At 69.1% G+C, this 19,084-nt stretch carries 17 protein-coding genes; 12 read left to right on the forward strand and 5 right to left on the reverse strand.

All coding sequences use genetic code 11. The features are described from left to right. The first annotated feature begins 6 nt into the window (after nucleotides 1-6). The 5 genes from ABZ824_RS04030 (at nucleotide 7) to ABZ824_RS04050 (ending at nucleotide 4,409) form a co-directional block, all read left to right on the forward strand. On the forward strand, nucleotides 7-333 hold the full coding sequence (locus tag ABZ824_RS04030) for a HypC/HybG/HupF family hydrogenase formation chaperone (RefSeq protein ID WP_356961521.1): 327 nt from the start codon (nucleotides 7-9) through the stop codon (nucleotides 331-333). Next, nucleotides 330-1,442 carry a hydrogenase formation protein HypD gene (hypD, locus tag ABZ824_RS04035; protein ID WP_355070278.1) on the forward strand — a complete coding sequence of 371 codons (1,113 nt, stop codon included), beginning with the start codon at nucleotides 330-332 and terminating at the stop codon, nucleotides 1,440-1,442. The genes ABZ824_RS04030 and hypD overlap by 4 nt, the downstream gene beginning before the upstream one ends. Beyond that, on the forward strand, nucleotides 1,435-2,508 hold the full coding sequence (hypE, locus tag ABZ824_RS04040; protein ID WP_356961523.1) for a hydrogenase expression/formation protein HypE: 1,074 nt from the start codon (nucleotides 1,435-1,437) through the stop codon (nucleotides 2,506-2,508). The genes hypD and hypE overlap by 8 nt, the downstream gene beginning before the upstream one ends. Before the next feature lie 87 nt (nucleotides 2,509-2,595). Beyond that, on the forward strand, nucleotides 2,596-3,663 hold the full coding sequence (locus ABZ824_RS04045) for a HoxN/HupN/NixA family nickel/cobalt transporter (RefSeq protein ID WP_356962450.1): 1,068 nt from the start codon (nucleotides 2,596-2,598) through the stop codon (nucleotides 3,661-3,663). After that, on the forward strand, nucleotides 3,663-4,409 hold the full coding sequence (locus ABZ824_RS04050; RefSeq protein ID WP_356961524.1) for a DUF6390 family protein: 747 nt from the start codon (nucleotides 3,663-3,665) through the stop codon (nucleotides 4,407-4,409). The genes ABZ824_RS04045 and ABZ824_RS04050 overlap by 1 nt, the downstream gene beginning before the upstream one ends. A gap of 371 nt (nucleotides 4,410-4,780) precedes the next feature. Here the strand turns inward: ABZ824_RS04050 and ABZ824_RS04055 are convergent, their stop codons facing one another. Then, nucleotides 4,781-4,954 (reverse strand): hypothetical protein, encoded by a 174-nt coding sequence (locus tag ABZ824_RS04055; RefSeq protein ID WP_356961526.1) that lies wholly within the window; start codon nucleotides 4,952-4,954, stop codon nucleotides 4,781-4,783. A 189-nt stretch (nucleotides 4,955-5,143) separates the two neighbouring features. On the opposite strand from ABZ824_RS04055, the gene ABZ824_RS04060 reads away from it, so the two are divergent. Both ABZ824_RS04060 and ABZ824_RS04065 read left to right on the forward strand, forming a co-directional pair. Further along, a complete protein-coding gene (locus ABZ824_RS04060) occupies nucleotides 5,144-5,653 on the forward strand; it encodes a DUF2231 domain-containing protein (RefSeq protein WP_356961528.1) in 510 nt (169 codons plus the stop codon). A gap of 28 nt (nucleotides 5,654-5,681) precedes the next feature. Next, nucleotides 5,682-6,122 carry a hypothetical protein gene (locus ABZ824_RS04065; RefSeq protein ID WP_356961530.1) on the forward strand — a complete coding sequence of 147 codons (441 nt, stop codon included), beginning with the start codon at nucleotides 5,682-5,684 and terminating at the stop codon, nucleotides 6,120-6,122. A gap of 56 nt (nucleotides 6,123-6,178) precedes the next feature. On the opposite strand, the gene ABZ824_RS04070 is transcribed toward ABZ824_RS04065, so the two are convergent. Both ABZ824_RS04070 and lexA read right to left on the reverse strand, forming a co-directional pair. Next, nucleotides 6,179-8,230: a glycosyltransferase family 39 protein gene (locus ABZ824_RS04070; protein WP_356961531.1), complete on the reverse strand. Its 2,052-nt coding sequence runs from the start codon at nucleotides 8,228-8,230 to the stop codon at nucleotides 6,179-6,181. Nucleotides 8,231-8,355: 125 nt separating this feature from the next. Next, entirely contained in the window at nucleotides 8,356-9,084 is a 729-nt protein-coding gene (lexA, locus tag ABZ824_RS04075) for a transcriptional repressor LexA (RefSeq protein WP_356961532.1), read from the reverse strand. 268 nt (nucleotides 9,085-9,352) lie between these two features. Here lexA and ABZ824_RS04080 point away from each other — a divergent pair, with 268 nt between their 5' ends. From ABZ824_RS04080 to nrdR, 3 genes are all read left to right on the forward strand, one after another. Continuing rightward, nucleotides 9,353-9,820, forward strand: coding sequence for a hypothetical protein (locus ABZ824_RS04080; RefSeq protein ID WP_356961534.1), 468 nt, complete (start codon nucleotides 9,353-9,355; stop codon nucleotides 9,818-9,820). 124 nt (nucleotides 9,821-9,944) lie between these two features. Then, the gene (locus ABZ824_RS04085; protein WP_356961535.1) at nucleotides 9,945-11,198 is read left to right on the forward strand and encodes a hypothetical protein; all 1,254 of its coding nucleotides are present in this window, start codon (nucleotides 9,945-9,947) and stop codon (nucleotides 11,196-11,198) included. A gap of 206 nt (nucleotides 11,199-11,404) precedes the next feature. Further along, the gene (gene nrdR, locus ABZ824_RS04090) at nucleotides 11,405-11,875 is read left to right on the forward strand and encodes a transcriptional regulator NrdR (RefSeq protein WP_355070293.1); all 471 of its coding nucleotides are present in this window, start codon (nucleotides 11,405-11,407) and stop codon (nucleotides 11,873-11,875) included. Between the two features lies 1 nt (nucleotide 11,876). On the opposite strand, the gene hrpA is transcribed toward nrdR, so the two are convergent. Next, nucleotides 11,877-15,977 (reverse strand): ATP-dependent RNA helicase HrpA, encoded by a 4,101-nt coding sequence (gene hrpA, locus ABZ824_RS04095; RefSeq protein ID WP_356961537.1) that lies wholly within the window; start codon nucleotides 15,975-15,977, stop codon nucleotides 11,877-11,879. A 217-nt stretch (nucleotides 15,978-16,194) separates the two neighbouring features. Between hrpA and ABZ824_RS04100 the strand changes: the two genes are divergently transcribed. Continuing rightward, entirely contained in the window at nucleotides 16,195-17,424 is a 1,230-nt protein-coding gene (locus ABZ824_RS04100) for an aminotransferase class III-fold pyridoxal phosphate-dependent enzyme (RefSeq protein WP_356961538.1), read from the forward strand. Between the two features lie 2 nt (nucleotides 17,425-17,426). Here ABZ824_RS04100 and ABZ824_RS04105 read toward each other — a convergent pair whose 3' ends face one another. Then, complete coding sequence (locus tag ABZ824_RS04105) at nucleotides 17,427-17,930, reverse strand: GNAT family N-acetyltransferase (RefSeq protein ID WP_356961540.1); 504 nt, start codon at nucleotides 17,928-17,930, stop codon at nucleotides 17,427-17,429. 462 nt (nucleotides 17,931-18,392) lie between these two features. Here ABZ824_RS04105 and ABZ824_RS04110 point away from each other — a divergent pair, with 462 nt between their 5' ends. Continuing rightward, nucleotides 18,393-19,067 carry a DUF5134 domain-containing protein gene (locus ABZ824_RS04110; RefSeq protein WP_356961541.1) on the forward strand — a complete coding sequence of 225 codons (675 nt, stop codon included), beginning with the start codon at nucleotides 18,393-18,395 and terminating at the stop codon, nucleotides 19,065-19,067. Nucleotides 19,068-19,084 lie beyond the last annotated feature (17 nt).

Consider the following 19,084-nt stretch of genomic DNA (forward strand, 5'->3'; position numbering starts at 1 on the left):
GCAACGATGTGTCTTGCGGTACCAGGCAAAGTGCTCAGCCTGCACGAGCGGGACGGCACGCTGATGTCGGTCGTCGACTTCGGCGGCGTGCACAAGGACGTGTGCCTGCAATACATCCCGGACGCGGCGATCGGCGATTACGTCGTGGTCCACGTCGGTTTCGCGATCCAGCGTCTGGACGAGGAGTCCGCGCTGCGGACCCTGGCCGAGTTCGAGCACCTCGGCGTACTGAACGAGGAATTCGGCGACGGTTTCGCCATCGCCGCGAAGCAGGCGGGCCTGGACAATCCCGCCGCCGAGCCGTCCCGCGAGGAACCGGAGGCGAAGTCATGAAATATCTCGACGAGTTCAGCAACCCCGAGCTGGCCCGGCATCTGCTCGATGGGATCCGCGCCGCGACCAGCCGCCGCTGGGCGATCATGGAAGTTTGTGGCGGACAGACACATTCGATCATCCGTCACGGCATAGACCAACTGCTGCCCGACCAGATCGAGATGATCCACGGCCCCGGCTGCCCGGTCTGCGTCACCCCGTTGGAGGTGATCGACAAGGCGCTGGAGATCGCCGCGCGACCGGGCGTGATCTTCTGTTCGTTCGGTGACATGCTGCGCGTGCCGGGCAGTTCCAAGGACCTGTTCCGGGTGAAGAGCGAGGGCGGTGACGTCCGAGTGGTGTACTCGCCGCTGGACGCGCTGAACCTGGCCAAGGAGAATCCCGACCGCGAGGTGGTGTTCTTCGGCATCGGATTCGAGACCACGGCTCCGGCCAACGCCATGACGGTCTACCAGGCGAAGCGGCTGGGGATCAGGAACTTCTCGCTGCTGGTGTCGCACGTGCTGGTCCCGCCCGCCATCGCCGCCATCATGGAGTCGCCGACCTGTCGGGTGCAGGGGTTCCTCGCCGCCGGGCACGTCTGCACCGTGATGGGCACCGACGAGTACCCGCCGCTGGCCGAGCAGTACCGAGTGCCGATGGTGGTCACCGGATTCGAACCGCTGGACATCCTGGAGGGTATCCGCCGCACCGTGCTGCAACTGGAGTCCGGCAGGCACGAACTGGAGAACGCCTACCCGCGCGCGGTGTCCGCTGCGGGCAATCCCGCGGCGAAAGCCATGCTGCAGGACGTCTTCGAGGTCACCGACCGGGGCTGGCGCGGCATCGGCGTCATCCCGCGCAGCGGCTGGCGGCTGTCGGAGCGCTATCGCGAGTTCGACGCCGAACACCGCTTCGCCGTGGGCGACCTGCACACCGAAGAATCGACCATCTGCCGCTCCGGCGAGGTGCTGCAGGGGCTGATCAAACCGAACGAGTGCGCCGCTTTCGGCAAGCAGTGCACGCCGCGGAATCCGTTGGGCGCCACCATGGTGTCCTCCGAAGGCGCGTGCGCCGCGTACTACCTGTACCGGCGCTTGGATCTGCCCGCGGAGGTGGCCCATGCGTGAAAAAGGCGCCGCGCCCGTGACGATCGATGAGGGCTGGGTCTGCCCGATGCCGCTGCGGGATTCGCCGAACATCGTCATGGGCCACGGCGGCGGCGGCGCGATGTCCGGCGAGCTGATCGAGCATCTGTTCCTGCCCGCGTTCGGCTCCGCCGCGAACGCGGACCTGACCGATTCCGCGGTCGTCACGCTCGACGGCGCGCGGCTGGCCTTCTCCACCGATTCGTTCGTGGTGAAGCCGCTCGTCTTCCCGGGCGGCACCATCGGTGAGCTCGCGGTCAACGGCACGGTGAACGATCTGGCCATGTCCGGTGCGCGTCCGATGGTGCTGTCCACCGCGTTCATCCTGGAGGAGGGCACCGCGCTGGCCGACATCGCACGCATCGCGCAGGCGGTCGGGACCGCCGCGCTGGCGGCCGAAGTCCAGCTGGTCACCGGGGACACCAAGGTGGTCGACGCCGGGCACGGTGACGGGATCTACATCAACACCGCGGGCATCGGCGTGGTGCCCGCCGAGGTGGACATCCGGCCGCAACGCGCGACCCCGGGCGACGTCGTGCTGGTCAGCGGCGAGATCGGGGTGCACGGTGTCGCGGTGCTCAGTTGCCGCGAGGGTCTGGAGTTCGGTACCACCGTGCTCAGCGACACCGCGCCGCTGCACGGTCTGGTCGCGGCGATGCTGGCCACCGGCGCCGACGTGCACGTGCTGCGCGACCCCACCCGCGGCGGCGTCGCGGCCTCGCTCAACGAGATCGCCCGTGCCGCGAGAGTCGGCGTGGCCCTGGACGAGCGGCAGCTTCCCGTGCCGGACGGCGTGCGCGACGCGTGCGGGCTGCTCGGCCTGGACCCGATGTACGTGGCCAACGAGGGCAAGCTGCTGGCGTTCGTCGCGCCCGAGGACGCCGAACGCGTGCTGGCGGCGATGCGGGAGCACCCACTGGGCGCGCAGGCCGCCGTGATCGGCCGATGCGTCGCCGAACATCCCGGCATGGTGGTCGCCCGCACGGCACTCGGCGGTACGCGGGTGGTGGATCTGCCCGCGGGCGAGCAGCTGCCGCGGATCTGCTGACAGGGGACCGGTATCGGCCCGGAGCCAGAAGGCGAGGTGTGGATCATCGTTCGGATCGCCGAGACGCCTGCGGCGTCGCGTGCCCCGCTGGACGGACGGCAGCGGCGCGGCGTCGCGGGGATGGCGTCGGTCGTGGTCATCCTGCACGTCCTCGGGTGGTCGGCGCTGCTGCTGCTCGTTGTCCCCGGTGGATACGTGGTGGACGGTGCGGTGTTCGGCGTCGGCCTCGGCGCCACCGCCTACACGCTAGGCATGCGGCACGCGTTCGACGCCGATCACATCGCCGCGATCGACAACACCACCCGCAAACTGGTCGCGGACGGGCGCAAGCCGCTGTCGGTCGGATTCTGGTTCTCCCTCGGGCACTCCACCATCGTGTTCGTCCTCGTCGCGCTGCTGGCATTCGGCGTCAAGGCGCTGGCGGGCAACCTGCGCGACGACAACTCCGGGTTGCAACGCTGGACCGGCCTCTTCGGCACCGGCATCTCCGGCACTTTCCTGCTCGCCATCGGGGCGTTGAACCTGGTCTCGCTGATCGGCATCTGGCGGGTGTTCCGTTCGATGCGCCGTGGGAGCTACGACGAGGCCGCGTTGCGGCAGCGGCTGCACGACCGCGGCGCGTTGCAGCGGGTGACCGGGCCGCTGACCCGGGCGGTGCGCGCGCCGTGGCAGATGTACCTCGTCGGGCTGCTGTTCGGCCTCGGCTTCGACACCGTCACCGAGGTGAGCTTGCTGGTGATCGCGGGCGGCGCGGCGGCGACCGACCTGCCGTGGTACGCGATCCTCGTGCTGCCCGTGCTCTTCTCGGCGGGCATGACGCTGTTCGACGCGCTGGACGGCGCGTTCATGAACTACGCATACGGATGGGCGTTCGCCGGACCGCTGCGCACCGTCTACTACAACATCGTCGTCACCGGTCTGTCGGTGGCCGTGGCGCTGCTGATCGGCGCGCAGGAGATGATCTCCTTGCTGGCCGACGAATTCGGCATCGCCGACGGACCGCTGGCGTGGGTCGGCGGGCTGGATCTGGGCGCCATGGGCTTCGTCATCGCCGGACTGTTCCTGCTCACCTGGGCGGTCGCCGTCGGAGTGTGGCGATTCGGCCGGATCGAGCAACGGTGGTCCCCGGGCCGGGCGGGCGGAGGGCCGTGCTGATGGCGGGCAGCGGAGCGGAGATGTTCGCCCGGTACGCCTACGCGCCCAATCGGCTGGGCTACTGCGGGCCGCCCGACGCGGCCGCCCTGCGCGACGGCTCGGACGAGCAGGTGCGGGCGGTGGCGCGCCGGTTCACCGGAGCGTGGCCGTACCTGCGCGTGATGGCGCGCATGACCGGTATAGCGGACCCGCTGGACCGCAGGCTCGTCGAGGCGTACTGGCTGGGCGGCGGCGTCGGCGCGGAACTGGATGCCCGTGAGTTCACCGCCGAACTGCTGGATCTGCTCGGCCCGGTCGCGGGCGGGTACTGGACATACCTGACGCCAGGGCTGGCCGAGGAGGCGGCCGCCAACCACTGCTTCCACGTCTTCGGTGTGTATCCCTGGTCGCGGCTGCTCGGACACGGCAACGAACAACCCCTGCACGTGCTCGACAACTGCCGGATCGGCTGGGGAACGGTGCTCGATCGTGCCGGCGGCGAGGTCGTGTTGCGCTGCCGTGCGCTGAGCTGGGACGGCGAACGTCTCGCGTTGTCGGCGGAGACGGCGCGGTCGGTGCCGATCCGGGTGGACGGGTACGCGGCGCTGCCGGATGTCGCGGTAGGGGAGCGGGTCGCGGTGCACTGGGGGCGGCTGTGCGGGCGCTTGGACGACGCCCAGGTGAGTGCTCTGGAGGTGGGCACGGTGCGTCAATTGGAGCTCACCAACCGACGACTCGCCGCACAAGGGAACCCCGCGATCAGCTGACGAGCACGTGAGTTGCCGGTCGTTCACACCCGACACCGAGGCGGGCTGCTTGCTTACAGCGCCGATATGTCGCGGCGGTTGCCGATGAGAAAGTTTCGATTCCCCAGTCAATCGTGGCGAACTCGACGGTTCGCGAATTCGGCAGATCCGCGAGGCGTGTTTGGCTCACCTAGGTGCGCGTATCCTGTATATAGCTGTCGAGCCCGACCTCGGGGAGCGACACGTGTATTTCACCGATAGTCGTCCGGCGAAAGTCCGACCTGTTCCCGGATGATTCATCCGGTGTGTCGGCGCGTCCTCCCGCCATCGTGCCCGACGGGCTGATCCGCATTTCGGATCTCACCCGAAGGGAGGTGAACTACAGTGTTGGATCAGATGATGGGGATGATTCGCGACATGTGGAACAACATGTTCCCGGGCATGCCGATGCCGATGCTTCCGATGATGTAGTAGCCGTCCCACAAGCCGGAAAACCGCAGTTGTGCAAGCGTCCGACAATTCTGCGTCGAGGCGATGGGTGCGGCTTTTTCGAACGAGGTGTGCAATTTCCGTACGGTGGTACATCCACTTTGTGGCCTACCGTATTCGATGCGATATTCCCGTATACAGGAGAGTGGAATCCGTCGGCCATCTGCGCGCGGGCGGAGTGAAATGACTCGGCGGACCGTGGCCGAGCCTCGGCCCCGTGGCCGGTCGGCGGATGCGAAGGCGATCGACCTCGATGGAGGTGCGCCATGACCGAGGATCCGCAGCAGGCGAAGCGGCCGGTGAGCGCCGCGCTGGCCGGCCCGTACGGGCACCCATTCCATCCGATCCTGGTCACCGTCCCGATCGGCGCATGGGTCGCCAGTCTGGTGTTCGACCTCGCGTCCCGAGTGGTGGACGATCCGGAGTTCCTGGTCAAGGGGTCGTCGTGGCTGATCGCGATCGGCGTGCTCGGCGCCTTGGCCGCCGCGACGATCGGGTTCCTCGATCTGCTCGCCATCCCGACGGGTACGCCCGCCTTCCGCACCGGCCTGCTGCACATGACCCTCAATCTGCTGGTCACTGTCGCCTACGCGGTCGGTTTCGTCTGGCGGCGGGGCGCCGACACCACACGCGCGGTTCCGGCCGGGCCGCTGGCGCTGTCGGTGGCGGCCCTGGTGGCATTGGCGATATCGGGGTATCTCGGGGGCAAGCTCGCCTACCGGTACGGCGTACGTGTCGCCGACGAGGCAACCCAGGCGAGCGGCTTCAAGCGCTGAATCCCTTCCCAACGTCAGGAGGCACACCATGGGCATCGCCGCATTGATCTTCTGGCTGCTCACCGCGGGCGGCGGTTTCTTCCTGCTCGGCACCTGGATCGCCAAGGGCGGCACGCGTCAGCCGAATTCGACCCAGCTGCCCGCGCCGGTATTGTTCGGGCACTTCCTGCTCGCCGTGGCCGGACTGATCGTGTGGATCGTGTACCTCGTCGTCGACAACACGGCGTGGGCCTGGATCGCCTTCGTGCTGCTGATTCCGGTCGCCCTACTCGGATTCACGATGTTGGCGCGCTGGATTCCCACCTATCGAGAGCGTTCGGCCGCGGGAACGGTCGAACGCCGCTCCGCCGCGGGAACGGCCGAACCGCCCGAAAAGCACTTTCCCGTTGCCGTCGTCGCGGCGCACGGCGTTTTCGCCGTGACGACCGTCGTGCTGGTGTTCCTGACCGCGCTCGGCGTCGGCAGCTGACCTCTCGTCCCAGACGAGAGCCACCGGTGGGTGGCCGCGACGGCGGGAGTACCCGGTCATTTCGCGCAGGCCGCGGGCGGCGATGGTTGGGTACTGTCGCAGGCCGGGGCGGTGAGGTCGTAGACCGCGACGTTGCCGATGTGTACCGCGCTGTAGTGCGCCGACACCCACTCGGCGATGTCTTTGTGCCCGGCCGGCCGCCACCATCCGTTGTCCGGGGCGTCGCTTCGGCCGGCCCCTGCGGGCTGGTCGCGCACCCGCCACGAATCGGGCAGCCGCACCTCCTGCGCGAGGTAGTACGTCACCTGATGGGTACGCACCATGGTCTTGAACTCGTCGAGGGTGGGCACCGGATCGTCGGAAGTGAAGCCGCCGATCGCGACTACCGAGGTGTGGGTGGCGAGTTCCAGCGACGCGGCGACCGAGGACCGGTCCACGGCAGCCGACCAGGGGGTGGAGGTGTCGCGCAACAGCGTGGCGAGTTGGGGTTCGACCTCCCCGTCGACGAACGCGGTCACCTCGCGGCGCATGTCGCTCGACGGATCCGCCGTCGTGGGCCGTGCCGGGCCCACGGTAGGACTGCCGCCCGTGTGCGCCTGCGGCAGAGTGGCCGCGGCGTATGCCGTCGATCCGCCGATCCCTGCGAGCACGCCCACGGCGACGAGCACCGATACGGCTCTGGCTCGCACCCGTCGCGCCCCGGCCGGGAAGGCGGCGGCGACCAGTCCGAGCGCCACCGCCAGCGAGATCGCCACGAGCGTCCAGCGCAGCGGCGGCAGCCACCCGGGATTGCGGTTCAGCAGGACGAAAGCCCACAGTCCCGACGTCAGCACCAGTGCGGCGGCGCCGACACGCCCGAACGCCTCCGACCGGCGCCGCCACACCTCGGCCACCCCGATGGCGAACATCCCGGCCACGGCCGGACCGATCGCCAACGTGTAGTAGGCGTGCATACCGCCGCGCATCACGGTGAACGCGACGCCGTCGACGACCAGCCACAGCCCGAACGCCAGCGCGGCCGCACGAACCGGGTCCGTTCGTGGCGTACCCCGGCGGGAGACGAGCACCAGTGCGAAGGCGAGCAGGGCGGCCGGAAGCAGCCAGGAGATCTCGAAACCGATCTCACCGGTGAACAGGCGAGCCGGGCCTGGTCCGCTGAAGCCGCCGAACCCGCCGCCGGTGTGCCCGCCGGAGGTAGGCATCTCGTACCCCGGAGGCAGCGCGAATCTGTTGCCGCCGTGGTGGTTCTGTCCCAGGAAGCGAGCGAACCCGTTGTAGCCCAGCACCAGATCCATGAACGTGTTGTCCGTCGAGCCTGCCAGGTACGGCCGCGCCGTGGCGGGCCACAGCACCGTCAGCAGCACATACCAGCCGGACGAGACGACCAGTGCCGCCGCGGCGGCCGACAAGTGCAGCAACCGGTTTCGCACCGAGGTCGGCGCGACGATCAGATAGGTGAGCGCCAAGGCGGGCAACACCATGAGACCTTCGAGCATCTTCGCCAGGAACGCGAACCCGAGCGCGACGCCCGCCAGCATCAGCCAGCGCGCGCTCGCCTGCCGCGCCGACCGAAGCGTGCAGTACGCGCCCGCGGTCATCAGCAGCACCATCACGGCATCCGGATTGTTGAACCGGAACATCAACGCCACCACCGGCGTTGCCGCCAGCGCGGCTCCGGCGAGCAGACCGGCGGCCCGGCTGGTCGTCGCCCCGGCGACCATCGCGTACATCAATGCCACCGCGGCGACAGCCATCAGCGCCTGCGGCACCAGCATGCTCGCGCTGCCGAATCCGAACAGCTGCCCCGAAACACCCATCACCCATTGCGACACCGGCGGCTTGTCCACCGTGATGAAGTTGCCCGGGTCGAGCGAACCGAACAGCACCGCTTTCCAGTCCCGCGCACCCGACCAGGCCGCCGCGGCGTAGAAGCCGTTGCCCATGCCGTTGACCGTGATGTGCCACAAGTACGCGGCCGCGGTCCCGAGCAGCAATGCCGCCAGCCCTGCGCGCTCCCATAGCCGCGCGGGCGGTAATCCCCCCGGCTCGGGACGGGTGGCAATCGGATTCGCATCGGGCAGGGCGGCCTCGGCGGGGATCGCTGTCACCGCAGGAGTCTCGCAAGCGTCCTGGTGAATCTCCTGCGCGCATCCTGGCAATCAGCTGTGAGTACCGGACGTCCACCGGCCGACGAGCATTCGGCCCGCCGACGGTGGATCGTTGCGCCGGGCCGTCAGATCTTGCGGATGACCGTGACGACCTTGCCCAGAACTTGGGCGTCGTTGCCGGGGATGGGCTCGAAGACCGGGTTGTGCGGCATCAGCCAGACGTCCTTGCCGGTGCGCTTGAAGGTCTTCACCGTGGCCTCACCGTCGATCATCGCCGCGACGATATCGCCGTTCTCGGCGACGTTCTGCTGCCGCACGACCACCCAGTCGCCGTCGCAGATCGCCGCGTCGATCATGGATTGACCGACGACCTTCAGCAGGAACAGCGAACCGTCGCCGACCAGCTCGCGCGGCAGCGGGAAGACGTCCTCCACGGCCTGCTCGGCCAGGATCGGGCCACCGGCGGCGATGCGGCCGAGCACCGGAACGAAGGTGGGAACGGGACGGTCGACGTCGACGGTGATCTCACCGTCGTCGACCGCGGCGACCGGCAAGCTGGTCACCGACCGGACCACTTCGTCCAGGCCCCTGACGTCCACGGCACGCGGGCGATTCGGGTCCCGGCGCAGGTAGCCCTTGCGTTCCAGGGCGCGCAGCTGATGGGCGACCGACGAGGTGGACGTGAGGCCGACGGCGTCACCGATCTCCCGGATGCTCGGCGGGTAGCCGCGCTCGCTCACCGAGGTGCGGATCACCTCGAGCACTTTGCGCTGACGCACGGTGAGATCCGCCCCGCTACCCGCCGCGTCGGCGCCGCTCTCGGTCTCGTCACCCGTGTCGTCCGTCTGCCTCACCGCAACCGCCCTTTCCTGCTGTGCCAGGCCGGTCCGCGCCCGGCATGTGTCTTCTCGGCCTGTCGTGTCTTCGGTCCTTCGAATCTAGTCCGGTAGCGCCGCTGGATCAAACATCTGTTCGACGCATGTCGGGTGTTTCTGCTGACTTTGTCGTCGCGGCGTGGTAGAAATCGAACACCAGTTCTTCGAACATGTGAGCGAATGAGCGCGGAACGTGTGTTCGAACGGCTCGACCGGCAACGGAGCACCCACTACGGAGGTTTGTCCGATGAGCACTGCGATCAGCCATGTCACCCCTTCAATCGCCGCGGCGGAGGCCGAAGCCGAGCGCCGCGTCGCCGATTCGGCCCCGGCGCAGGATGATCTCGGGTATGAGACTGCTCGGCGGCTGCTGTGCGGCGGCGCGCGCCCGCGCACGCTGACGCCCGCGCATCGATCCGCGGTCGATCGGCGCCCACCCGGCGCGCGTCCCGGTGCGGGCATGCTCGCTTATGACCGGGGCGTAAGCACTTTCGCGCGGCGTCGTCCTCGTGGCGAACATCCGATGCGCCGGGTCGAGCAGGCGCAGATCGGGTTCGCCGCCCTCGCCGTCGCCGCCCTGCTCACCGCTTCGACGGTGGTGGGCTTGATCGCTTTGTCGCATGTGCGCGCGGGTGAGTGGGGCGGTGGGTCCGGCCGGTCGGTGCCGGCCGTGGTGGATGGCCCGAGCGTGCCGATGGGTGGCAATTCGCGCTGAACACAAGGGAAATCGGCCACCCTGGGCGGCCGGAATTGTTGATCGAAAACTAGAACGTGTTGCTACCGTGCTGAAAACGTGATCCGGGCGACGCCGCCCGAACGATGTCGGGACTTCTCAGCACATGACACTCCTTACCGCAGGGCGCTCGGTTCGCGTCTTCCCCCGCGTTGCCGCCTTGTCCCTCTGCCTGGTCTTCGGGCTCGGCACGGCAGCCATCGCCAGAGCGGAGCCCGCCTACGCGGCGTATCTCGATCTCCCGTCCGTCAATGGCGACGGTGCGGGGCCGGGTGGACTCGATCCGCTTCTCCCACTGAGCGAATTCGACCTAGCGGAGGCGTTGCGGCAGGCACGGGCCGACGGAGTGCCGCCGCGCAGATACGCGACGCTGCTGCACCAGTACTGGCTGGTGGTCGCCACCCGCAACGCCGACATCGACCTGGCGGCCTGGGATCCCGGTCGGGGCCCGCGCGCGAACGAACGCACGTTCAATCAGGTGTACGTCAACTACCTGCGGCTGGCCACCCAGCACCCGGAGTTCTACTGGGCGGGACTCGCCGGAATCGCGGGCGGATCGTTCGCCTCCGGATTCTTCGACATGAGCGACGCGGGTTTCGTCCTGGACCTGCCCGGCATCCATCGGCTCGGCGACACGGTCGCCGATCTCCTGCGCGCCACTCCACCGGAACTGGCGGCTGCGCTGCCGGAGGACATCCGGCTGCTCGCTACCGAAGGTTCTCGGCTGACCGCGGCGGACGTCGCCTGGTACCAGACACGCCTGATGATCATGCAGAAGCACATCTTCACGGATCTGGTGCCGATGCACGAGGCCTACGTCGCGCTCGGCATGCGCGGAATCGATGAGATGCACGCGGCCGGTGTGCTGGACGACGACATCCACGCCGCTTGGCGGTCGATCGCCTCGGGCACCCGGGACGGCTACATCGACGCGCTCGTCCGGATGACCGATCGGGAGCAGAACCACGTCGTGGCCGACCAGTGGGACGAGACGTCGGCGGGTCGCGCGCCGATCGGCCGCGTGCTCACCTATGTCAGCACCATCGCGGGTAAACCCGCTGTCCCGGGCGTTCGCGCGCCAGGCGTGTTCGCCCCGACGGTGGTGAGCGCCGAAGTCGGAGGCCGCGGCCTCGCGCTGCGCGTCCCGTTGCCCGGCTTCAACTGGGCCGACCGCGACACCCGATGGAACTACATCACCGGTGACCTGGTGCCCCGCCACATCGATATGGAGACCGATCCCGCGTCGGCCGGCGCCGTCCTCGGCGAGGCGTTCTGGAACAAGCTGGCGCGCGGTCGCCTGGCCGCCCGCTTACCGGAGCTGCTCGCGGACCTGACCGCGCACTGGCAGATCTCCGGATGACCGAGCGGCGTCCGATAGCCGGGGTGAGTGCGACAAACCGGAAACTCGGACGGGTATCCTCGAAGTGTTATGCAGGTATTCCGCGTGTCGCACGAGGAATACCTGGTGCCGGGGTATAGACCTCTGTACACGGGCTCGCCGGACCGATCGCCGCGATCGGTGCCCGGTCCGGACGCGAGCACGCGCATCGACGAAGGATTTCTCGGATGCATTGCCCGTACTGCCGACACCCCGACTCTCGGGTGGTGGATTCGCGCGAGGCCGACGAAGGCGCGGCCATCCGTCGCCGTCGCGCCTGCCCGCAATGCGGGCGGCGGTTCACCACGGTGGAGACGGCCATTCTGTCGGTGGTCAAGCGTAGCGGCGTCACCGAGCCGTTCAGCCGTGAGAAGGTCATCCGGGGTGTGCGCCGGGCCTGCCAAGGCCGTGAGGTCGACGACGACGCGCTGAACCTGCTCGCCCAGCAGGTGGAAGACGCGGTGCGGGCGAAGGGTTCTCCCGAGGTGCCAAGTCACGAGGTGGGCTTGGCCATTCTCGGCCCGCTGCGGGATCTGGACGAGGTGGCCTACCTGCGCTTCGCCTCGGTCTACCGATCGTTCACCTCGGCCGACGACTTCGAACGCGAGATCAGGGAGATGCGCCGGGCGCGTGCGGAAGCGTTGTCGGCCGCCGACTGACTCAGCGCCGCACAGCGGCGATCGCCTTCTCGATTCGCTTGGCCGACACCGGAAACGGGGTGCCGAGCTTCTGCGCGAACAGGCTGACCCGGAATTCCTCGATCATCCACCAGATTTCGGTGACCGCGGGTGCATGCTTGCGGTTCTCCGGTAGCGACGCGACCAGGCGGTCGTAGGCGGCCAGCGCCCGATCGAGTTCGGCCATGCCCTGCCGATCGCGAACGGCGGAGCCGGGCAGCGCCTCCAGTCGCGCCACCGCGGCCTGGAGATAACGGGGCAGCTCACGCAGCCTCGTCGCGCCCGTCTCGGACACGAAGCCGCGGAACACCAGGTTGTCGAGCTGATGACGGACGTCATCGGCGATGTCGCGCTCGCTCGTTCGCTCCAGCGCCGCGGAGACCTGGTGTGCGCCGGCGAGGATCGGCACGACCAGGCGCACGAAACGAGCGATGGTAGCGGTGAAATCGGGCCGGATCCGGGCGACGAGCGCGTCGAACTCCGCCGGGTCGTGCACCGGCCCGCCCGCGGCCGCGAGCAGTTCGTCGGCGGCGGCCGCGCGGCAGTCCTCGAGCAGCGCCTCCAGCGAGCCGTACGGATTCTGACTCAGGGCGAGGCGGTCCGCGGGCGACAGGCCCGCGGTGGCGGAGCGGACCGACGTCGGCAGTGCGTGCAGCAGTAACGCTCTGGTGCCGAGGCGCATGGCGGCGGCCTGCTCCGCGGGGGAGCTGAGAACCCGGAGCGCCACGCCGTCGCCTTCGGCGACGAGCGCGGGATATCCGGTGACGGTCTGGCCGGCCACCTCGCGCCGCACCGTCGGCGCGATGGTGCCGAGCGATTCGGAGGTCCACACCGTGGCCGGAGGGCGTTCCGCGCCGGCGGTGGCCCGGGCGACCGAGGCGGAAACCTGTTCGGCCAGCTGCGTTTTCAGCGCGGCGAGGCTCTTGCCGCGCGCGAGCGTAGCCCCGTCGCCGCCGACGGCCGCGAAGGTCATGCGCAGGTGGTCGGGCAGCGCGGCGGTGTCGAAGTCGGTGGGGGCGATCGGCACCGAACCCAGCCGGGACAGCTCGCGCGCCAGCCCCGCGCGCAGCGGCTCCGCACGCGGGGTGAGCGCCGCCAAGGCGGCGGTCGCGAAATCGGGGGCGGGAACAACGCTGCGCCGCAAGGCCTTCGGCAACGTCTTGATCAGAGCGGCGGCCAGTTCTTCGCGCATGCCCGGCACCAGCCAGTCGAAACCGACGGCGCGAACGTGGGCGAGCTGTTCCACCGGGATCCGCACGGTGACGCCGTCGTCCTCGTTGCCCGGTTCGAACTGGTAGGAGAGCGGGAAACTGAGTTCGCCCTGCCGCCAGGAGTCGGGGAACGCCGCCGGGTCCAGCGCGGCCGCGCCCTCGTTGACCACGGTGGAGGTGGAGAAGTCCAGCTGCGCCGGGTCCTCCCGGCGTGCGGCGCGCCACCAGCTGTCGAAGTGCCGCACCGAGACGATGTCGGCGGGCAGGCGCTTGTCGTAGAACTCGAACAGCACCTCGTCGTCGACCAGTATGTCGCGGCGGCGGGCGCGGTGCTCCAGGTCGGCGACATCGTCCAGCAGCGCGCGATTGCGGTGGAAGAACTCGTGCCGGGTCTGCCACTCGCCCTGCACCAGGGCATGGCGGATGAACAACTCGCGTGACAGCTCCGGGTCGATGCGGCCGTAATCCACGGGCCTGCCGGTGACCAGGGGGATGCCGTACAGCGTCACCCGTTCGTAGGCGCGCGCCGCGCCTCGCTTGGCCGACCAGTGTGGTTCGGAGTAGGTGCGCTTGACGAGGTCGCCCGCCAGCCGCTCGGCCCATTCGGGCTCGATCTTCGCGGCCATCCGCCCCCACAGCCGTGAGGTCTCGACCAGTTCGGCGGCCATCACCCAGCGGGGCGGCTTCTTGGCCAGCGAGGAACCGGGGAAGATCATGAACTTGGCGTTGCGGGCGCCGAGGAACTCCCTGGTTTCCGCCTCGCGGACGCCGATGTGCGACAGCATGCCCGCCAGCAGCGCCTGATGGATGGCGGTGGCATCCCAGGGGAGTCCGTCGTCCACGACGGCCGCGGTGGCGGACCTGCCAGGCTCGGAGCCTGCGCGTCCGTCGCCACCGCGACCCCTGCGTGACCTGTTGCCGGACTTGCGATCCGGTGCCGCCGCTTCGGCTCGGTCCGGTTTCGCGCCGTCCTCCGCGTTCTCCGCGCGCGTCGACCAGCCGAGGCCCCTGGTGATCGTGCGCAGCTGCCCGTGGAGATCCTGCCACTCCCGGATCCGCAGGTAGTGCAGGAACTCCTCCCGGCACAGACGGCGGAACTGATTGGACGACAACGACTTGCGCTGTCCGCCGAGGTATTCCCACAGGCGCAGGTAGGCCAGGAAATCGGAGCCGTCGACGGTGAACCGCGCGTGCTTGGTGTCGGCGGCCTGCTGCTGATCGGCGGGCCGCTCGCGGACGTCCTGGATCGACAGCGCCGCGACGATGACCAGCACGTCGGCCAGGCACCCGGTGCGCTGCGCCTCCACCAGCATCCGCGCCATCCGGGGATCGACGGGGAGCTGGGCCATCTCGCGGCCGATCGGCGTCAGCGACAGTGCGGCGTCCTCGCCACTCGCCCTGGCCCCGCCGTCCCGCCGCGCGAGTGCGCCGAGCTCCTCGAGCAGGGCGACGCCGTCGCGGATGGCGCGGCGGTCCGGCGCCTCCACGAACGGGAAGTTCTCGATGTCACCGAGTCCGAGCGCGGTCATCTGCAGGATCACCGCGGCGAGGTTGGTGCGCAGGATCTCCGGATCGGTGAAGGTGGGCCGGGATTCGAAGTCGTCCTCCGAATACAGGCGGATGCAGATGCCGTCGGCGACGCGACCGCAACGCCCGGATCGCTGCCGCGCCGATGCCTGGGACACCGGTTCGATCGGCAGCCGTTGCACTTTGGTCCGCATGGAATAGCGCGAGATCCGCGCGGTGCCCGGGTCGACGACGTACCGGATCCCTGGCACCGTGAGCGAGGTCTCCGCGACGTTCGTCGCGAGCACCACCCGGCGCCCGGTGTGCGGGGCGAACACGCGGTGCTGCTCGGCGGTGGACAGCCGGGCGTACAGCGGAAGGATCTCGGTGCGCGGCAGCTTCAGATCGCGCAGCGCGTCCGCGGTGTCGCGGATCTCGCGTTCGCCGGACAGGAACACCAGCACGTCGCCGTCGCCCGCGGCGAACAGTTCGGTCACCGCGTCACCGATGGCGTCCACCGGGTCTCGGTCGACGATGCGGGTATCTTCGTCGTCTTCGTCCTCGGCGGCGCTCGGCAGCTCCAGCGCGAGCGGCCGGTAGCGGATTTCCACCGGGTACGAGCGCCCGGAGACCTCGACGATCGGTGCCGGCGTGCCCTGTTCGTCCGCGAAATGCCGGGCGAACAGCTCGGGATCGATGGTCGCCGAGGTGATGATCACCTTGAGGTCGGGCCTGCGGGGCAGCAGCTGTTTGAGGTAGCCGAGCAGGAAGTCGATGTTGAGACTGCGTTCGTGCGCCTCATCGATGATGATCGTGTCGTAGCGGCGCAGCAGCCGGTCGCGCTGGATCTCCGCGAGCAGGATGCCGTCGGTCATCAACTTGACCAGAGTGTGTTCGGAGGCGTGGTCGGTGAACCGCACCGTGTAGCCGACCACGTCGCCGAGTTCGGTACCCAACTCCTCGGCGATGCGCTCGGCCACGGTGCGCGCGGCGAGCCTGCGGGGCTGGGTGTGCCCGATGGTGCCGCGGATGCCGCGGCCGAGTTCGAGGCAGATCTTCGGGATCTGGGTGGTCTTGCCGGAGCCGGTCTCGCCCGCGACGATGACCACCTGGTGCTCGGCGATGGCAGCGGCGATGTCCTCGCGGCGGCCGGTGACCGGTAGCTGCTCCGGGTAGCGGATCTCCGGCACCGCGGCACGCCGCGCTTCGACGCGCATTTCGGCCGCTGTGATCTCGGTCTCCACCTCGCCCAGGTCGCCGCCGCGCGCTTTGTCGAGCCTGCGCCGCAACCGGTGTTCGTCGCGAAGGGAAAGATTCGCCAGGCGGGTGCGAAGGTCGCTGAGATCGGTGGCGGCTGTCCTGGTCATTGCATCGACCAGCCTAGCGAAATCCGCCAGCGGATTTTTCCACCAGGCGGTGCGTCCGGTAGCCGAGAGTAAGCCGGAGGTGCGCGACCGGCGCGGTGTCACGCCCGGATATGCGCTGTTCAGCGCCGGTGCGCGCGGTGCATGCGTCCGGTTCGCGGAGCGGTCGCGGTATTCGAAGGTATGGACCGCGGCCGGGGAACCGGTAAAGGTGGAAGACATGAACGCGCTATGGCATGGCTTCGCCGACATGGGCGCCGTCGAGCGGGACGGAGCGTTCGTGGTCGCCCGCGGGGAGGGCGCCTACGTCTTCGACCGGGCGGGCAACCGCTACCTGGACGCCACCGCGGGCCTGTGGTTCGCCAACGTGGGCCACGGGCGCGCCGAGATCGCCGACGCGGTGGCCGCGCAGCTGCGCACGATCGCGCACTACTCCAATTTCGGCGACATCACCGAGCCCGCCACCCAGGAACTCGCCGAGCGGCTCGCGGGGCTCGCGCCGGTTCCCGGCAGCAAGATCTTCTTCACCTCGGGCGGCTCCGACTCCGTCGACACCGCGACCAAGCTCGCCCGCCGCTACTGGCACGAACTAGGGCAGCCGGGCAAGACGCTCATGGTCGGGCGGCGGATGGCCTACCACGGCATGCACGTGGGCGGCACCGCGCTCGGTGGCCTCCCGGGAAACCGCGAAGGCTATGGCGAGCTGATGCCCGCGGCGCGCACCGTGGAATGGGACGACGCGAAGGCACTGCTCGCCCTCATCGAGGAGGTCGGCGCCGAGCGGATCGCCGCGTTCTTCTGCGAACCCGTCATCGGCGCGGGCGGTGTGTATCCGCCACCGGCGGGTTACCTCGCCGAGGTGCGCCGGATCTGCCGCGACCACGACATCCTGTTCGTCGCCGACGAGGTGGTCACCGGTTTCGGCCGCATCGGCGGAGCGTGGTTCGCCTCGTCCCGGCTCGCGCTCGAACCCGATCTTATGACCACCGCGAAGGGGCTGACCTCCGGATATCTCCCGATGGGTGCGGTATTCGCCGCGCCGCGCGTGGCGGAGCCGTTCTTCGCGGGCGGCGTCTGGTGGCGGCACGGCTACACCTACGGCGGCCACGCGGGCGCGGCGGCCGCCGCGTTGGCGAATCTCGACATCGTCGAGCGGGAAGACCTGCTCGCGGCCGCTTTGCGCCTGGAATCCAGCCTGCACGATCAGCTGTCGGTGCTCGCCGAACATCCCAGGGTCGCCGAGGTGCGCAGCGGATTCGGCGCTGTCGCGGCCATCCAGCTAGCCGATCCCGCCGAAGGGCCGCGCCTGGTCAAGACGTTGCGTGCGCACGGCATCTCCGGTCGCGCCGCGGGCCAAGGGGCCATGCAGGTCTCCCCGGCCTTCGTCATGACCGACGACCAGGTCGCCGAACTCGTCGAGGGATTCACCCGCGCGTTGAACGATGCTTGACGTCAGAGGTCACGGCTCATGAAGACGCTGTGTGGATCAGGGCGGTAGTCACCGAACGGCGGGCAGTGGGCGAAGCCGTGGGCGGCGTAGAGCCGTCGTGCGGGCCGGAAGAAATCATGCGCACCCGTCTCGAGGCTGAGGCGGCGATAGCCGCGCGCGGTGGCCTCGGCGAGCAGATGACGCAGCAGGGTGGTCGCGATACCGCGGCGTTGGTGCGTCGCGGCGGTGCGCATGGATTTGATCTCGGCGTGGTCGTCGTCGAGGCGCTTCACCGCGGCGCATCCGGCGAGGGCCGCACCGTCCCATGCGGTCCAGAACGTGACGTCCGGATGACGCAGCGCCGCCAGGTCCAGCGCGTGCATGCTCTCCGCGGGCGAGTGCGCGGCCATCTCGGCAAGGTGCTCGGTGAGCAGTGCCGCGACCTCCGGGCCGGTGAGGTCGTCGACGACGATGCGCAGACCGTCGCGCTCGATCTCGGTGACGTGTTTGCCGGCCTGGTGGGACATGGCTCCATCATGGCGGGTCGCTCGGTTCCATCCGCATCCCGCCACTGACTCGGCATCTCGCCGAGGCCGCACCCGAGCGTTCCCCGGGCGGCCTCGAATCGAAGAGCGCCGCGCGGAGCCGACTTCCGCGACACGGCGGAGCACGCTGCGAAGTCGTCGCCGGGACGGCAGGCCGTGCTCAGAACGTAAGTATCTGTCCGACAGCAGGCTTCAACAGCATCGAAGTAGCACGCTGTCAGCGCTGTCTTCAGGGTAGATCGAAACCACTGTCGTTCGACCGAATCCGCGATGCGGCGCGCACCCCGGAACTCGGCCATGAGGGCAGGCGATCGAACTGCTGAGGTATGGCTTCCCTCTGCGTCCTACATGATGTGCGCGATTTGAAAATGACACCTCGAACGCTCCGGGATGCGAGCATGGAAGGGCGACGACCGTGGTCGCCGTGCTGAGAGGTGGTGGGGTGTGGCGCAGTTCGTGCAGGAGTATGCCGTATTGCGGTGGATGATGGTGTCGGCGTTCGTGATCGCCGCGGGGATCGTGCTGTCGCGGGTGGCGGCGGCCGCGACGTCGTCGACCGGGTCCGTCGCGCAGACGCGGCCACCGTCGGAGGCCTCGGCCGGGCACTCCGAATCCGATGCGGCCCACCTGGTGATGTGCCTGGTGATGCTCGGCATGCTGGTGTTTCCCTCGGGCGCGAGCCCGCATGCGGTGCGCGGCGTACTGACGGCGATGGCCGTGGTGTTCGCCGGGTTGCTGACGATCCGTGCCGTGGAGCACGCCACCCAGGGGCGGCCATTCCCGATCGACCGGCTGGTACCGCTCGGCTACCACATCGTCGCCGCCGCGGCGATGCTCTACGCGATGTCCGGCCATACGGGTTCCGGCCATGTGGGCGGTCCGTCCACCGGACCGGCGCTCGTTCTCGCCGTCCTGTTCCTGCTCGACGCGCTTCTGGTGACCTTCACCGCCTGTACCGGCCGGACCCGGGCGCACGTGCCGGGGCCACTGGGGCTGCTGGTGCGTTCCGGCGGCTGCGTCGCCGCCCTCACCGGTCCCGCGAAACCGTGGGCGGCGGTGCCGCATGTGGTGATGGACGCGGGCACCGCATACATGCTCGTGGCCGTGATCATTCGGTGACCGTGACCAATCCGGTT

It is taken from the genome of Nocardia sp. NPDC047038 (genome assembly GCF_040644075.1).
Classification (GTDB): domain Bacteria; phylum Actinomycetota; class Actinomycetes; order Mycobacteriales; family Mycobacteriaceae; genus Nocardia; species Nocardia sichangensis.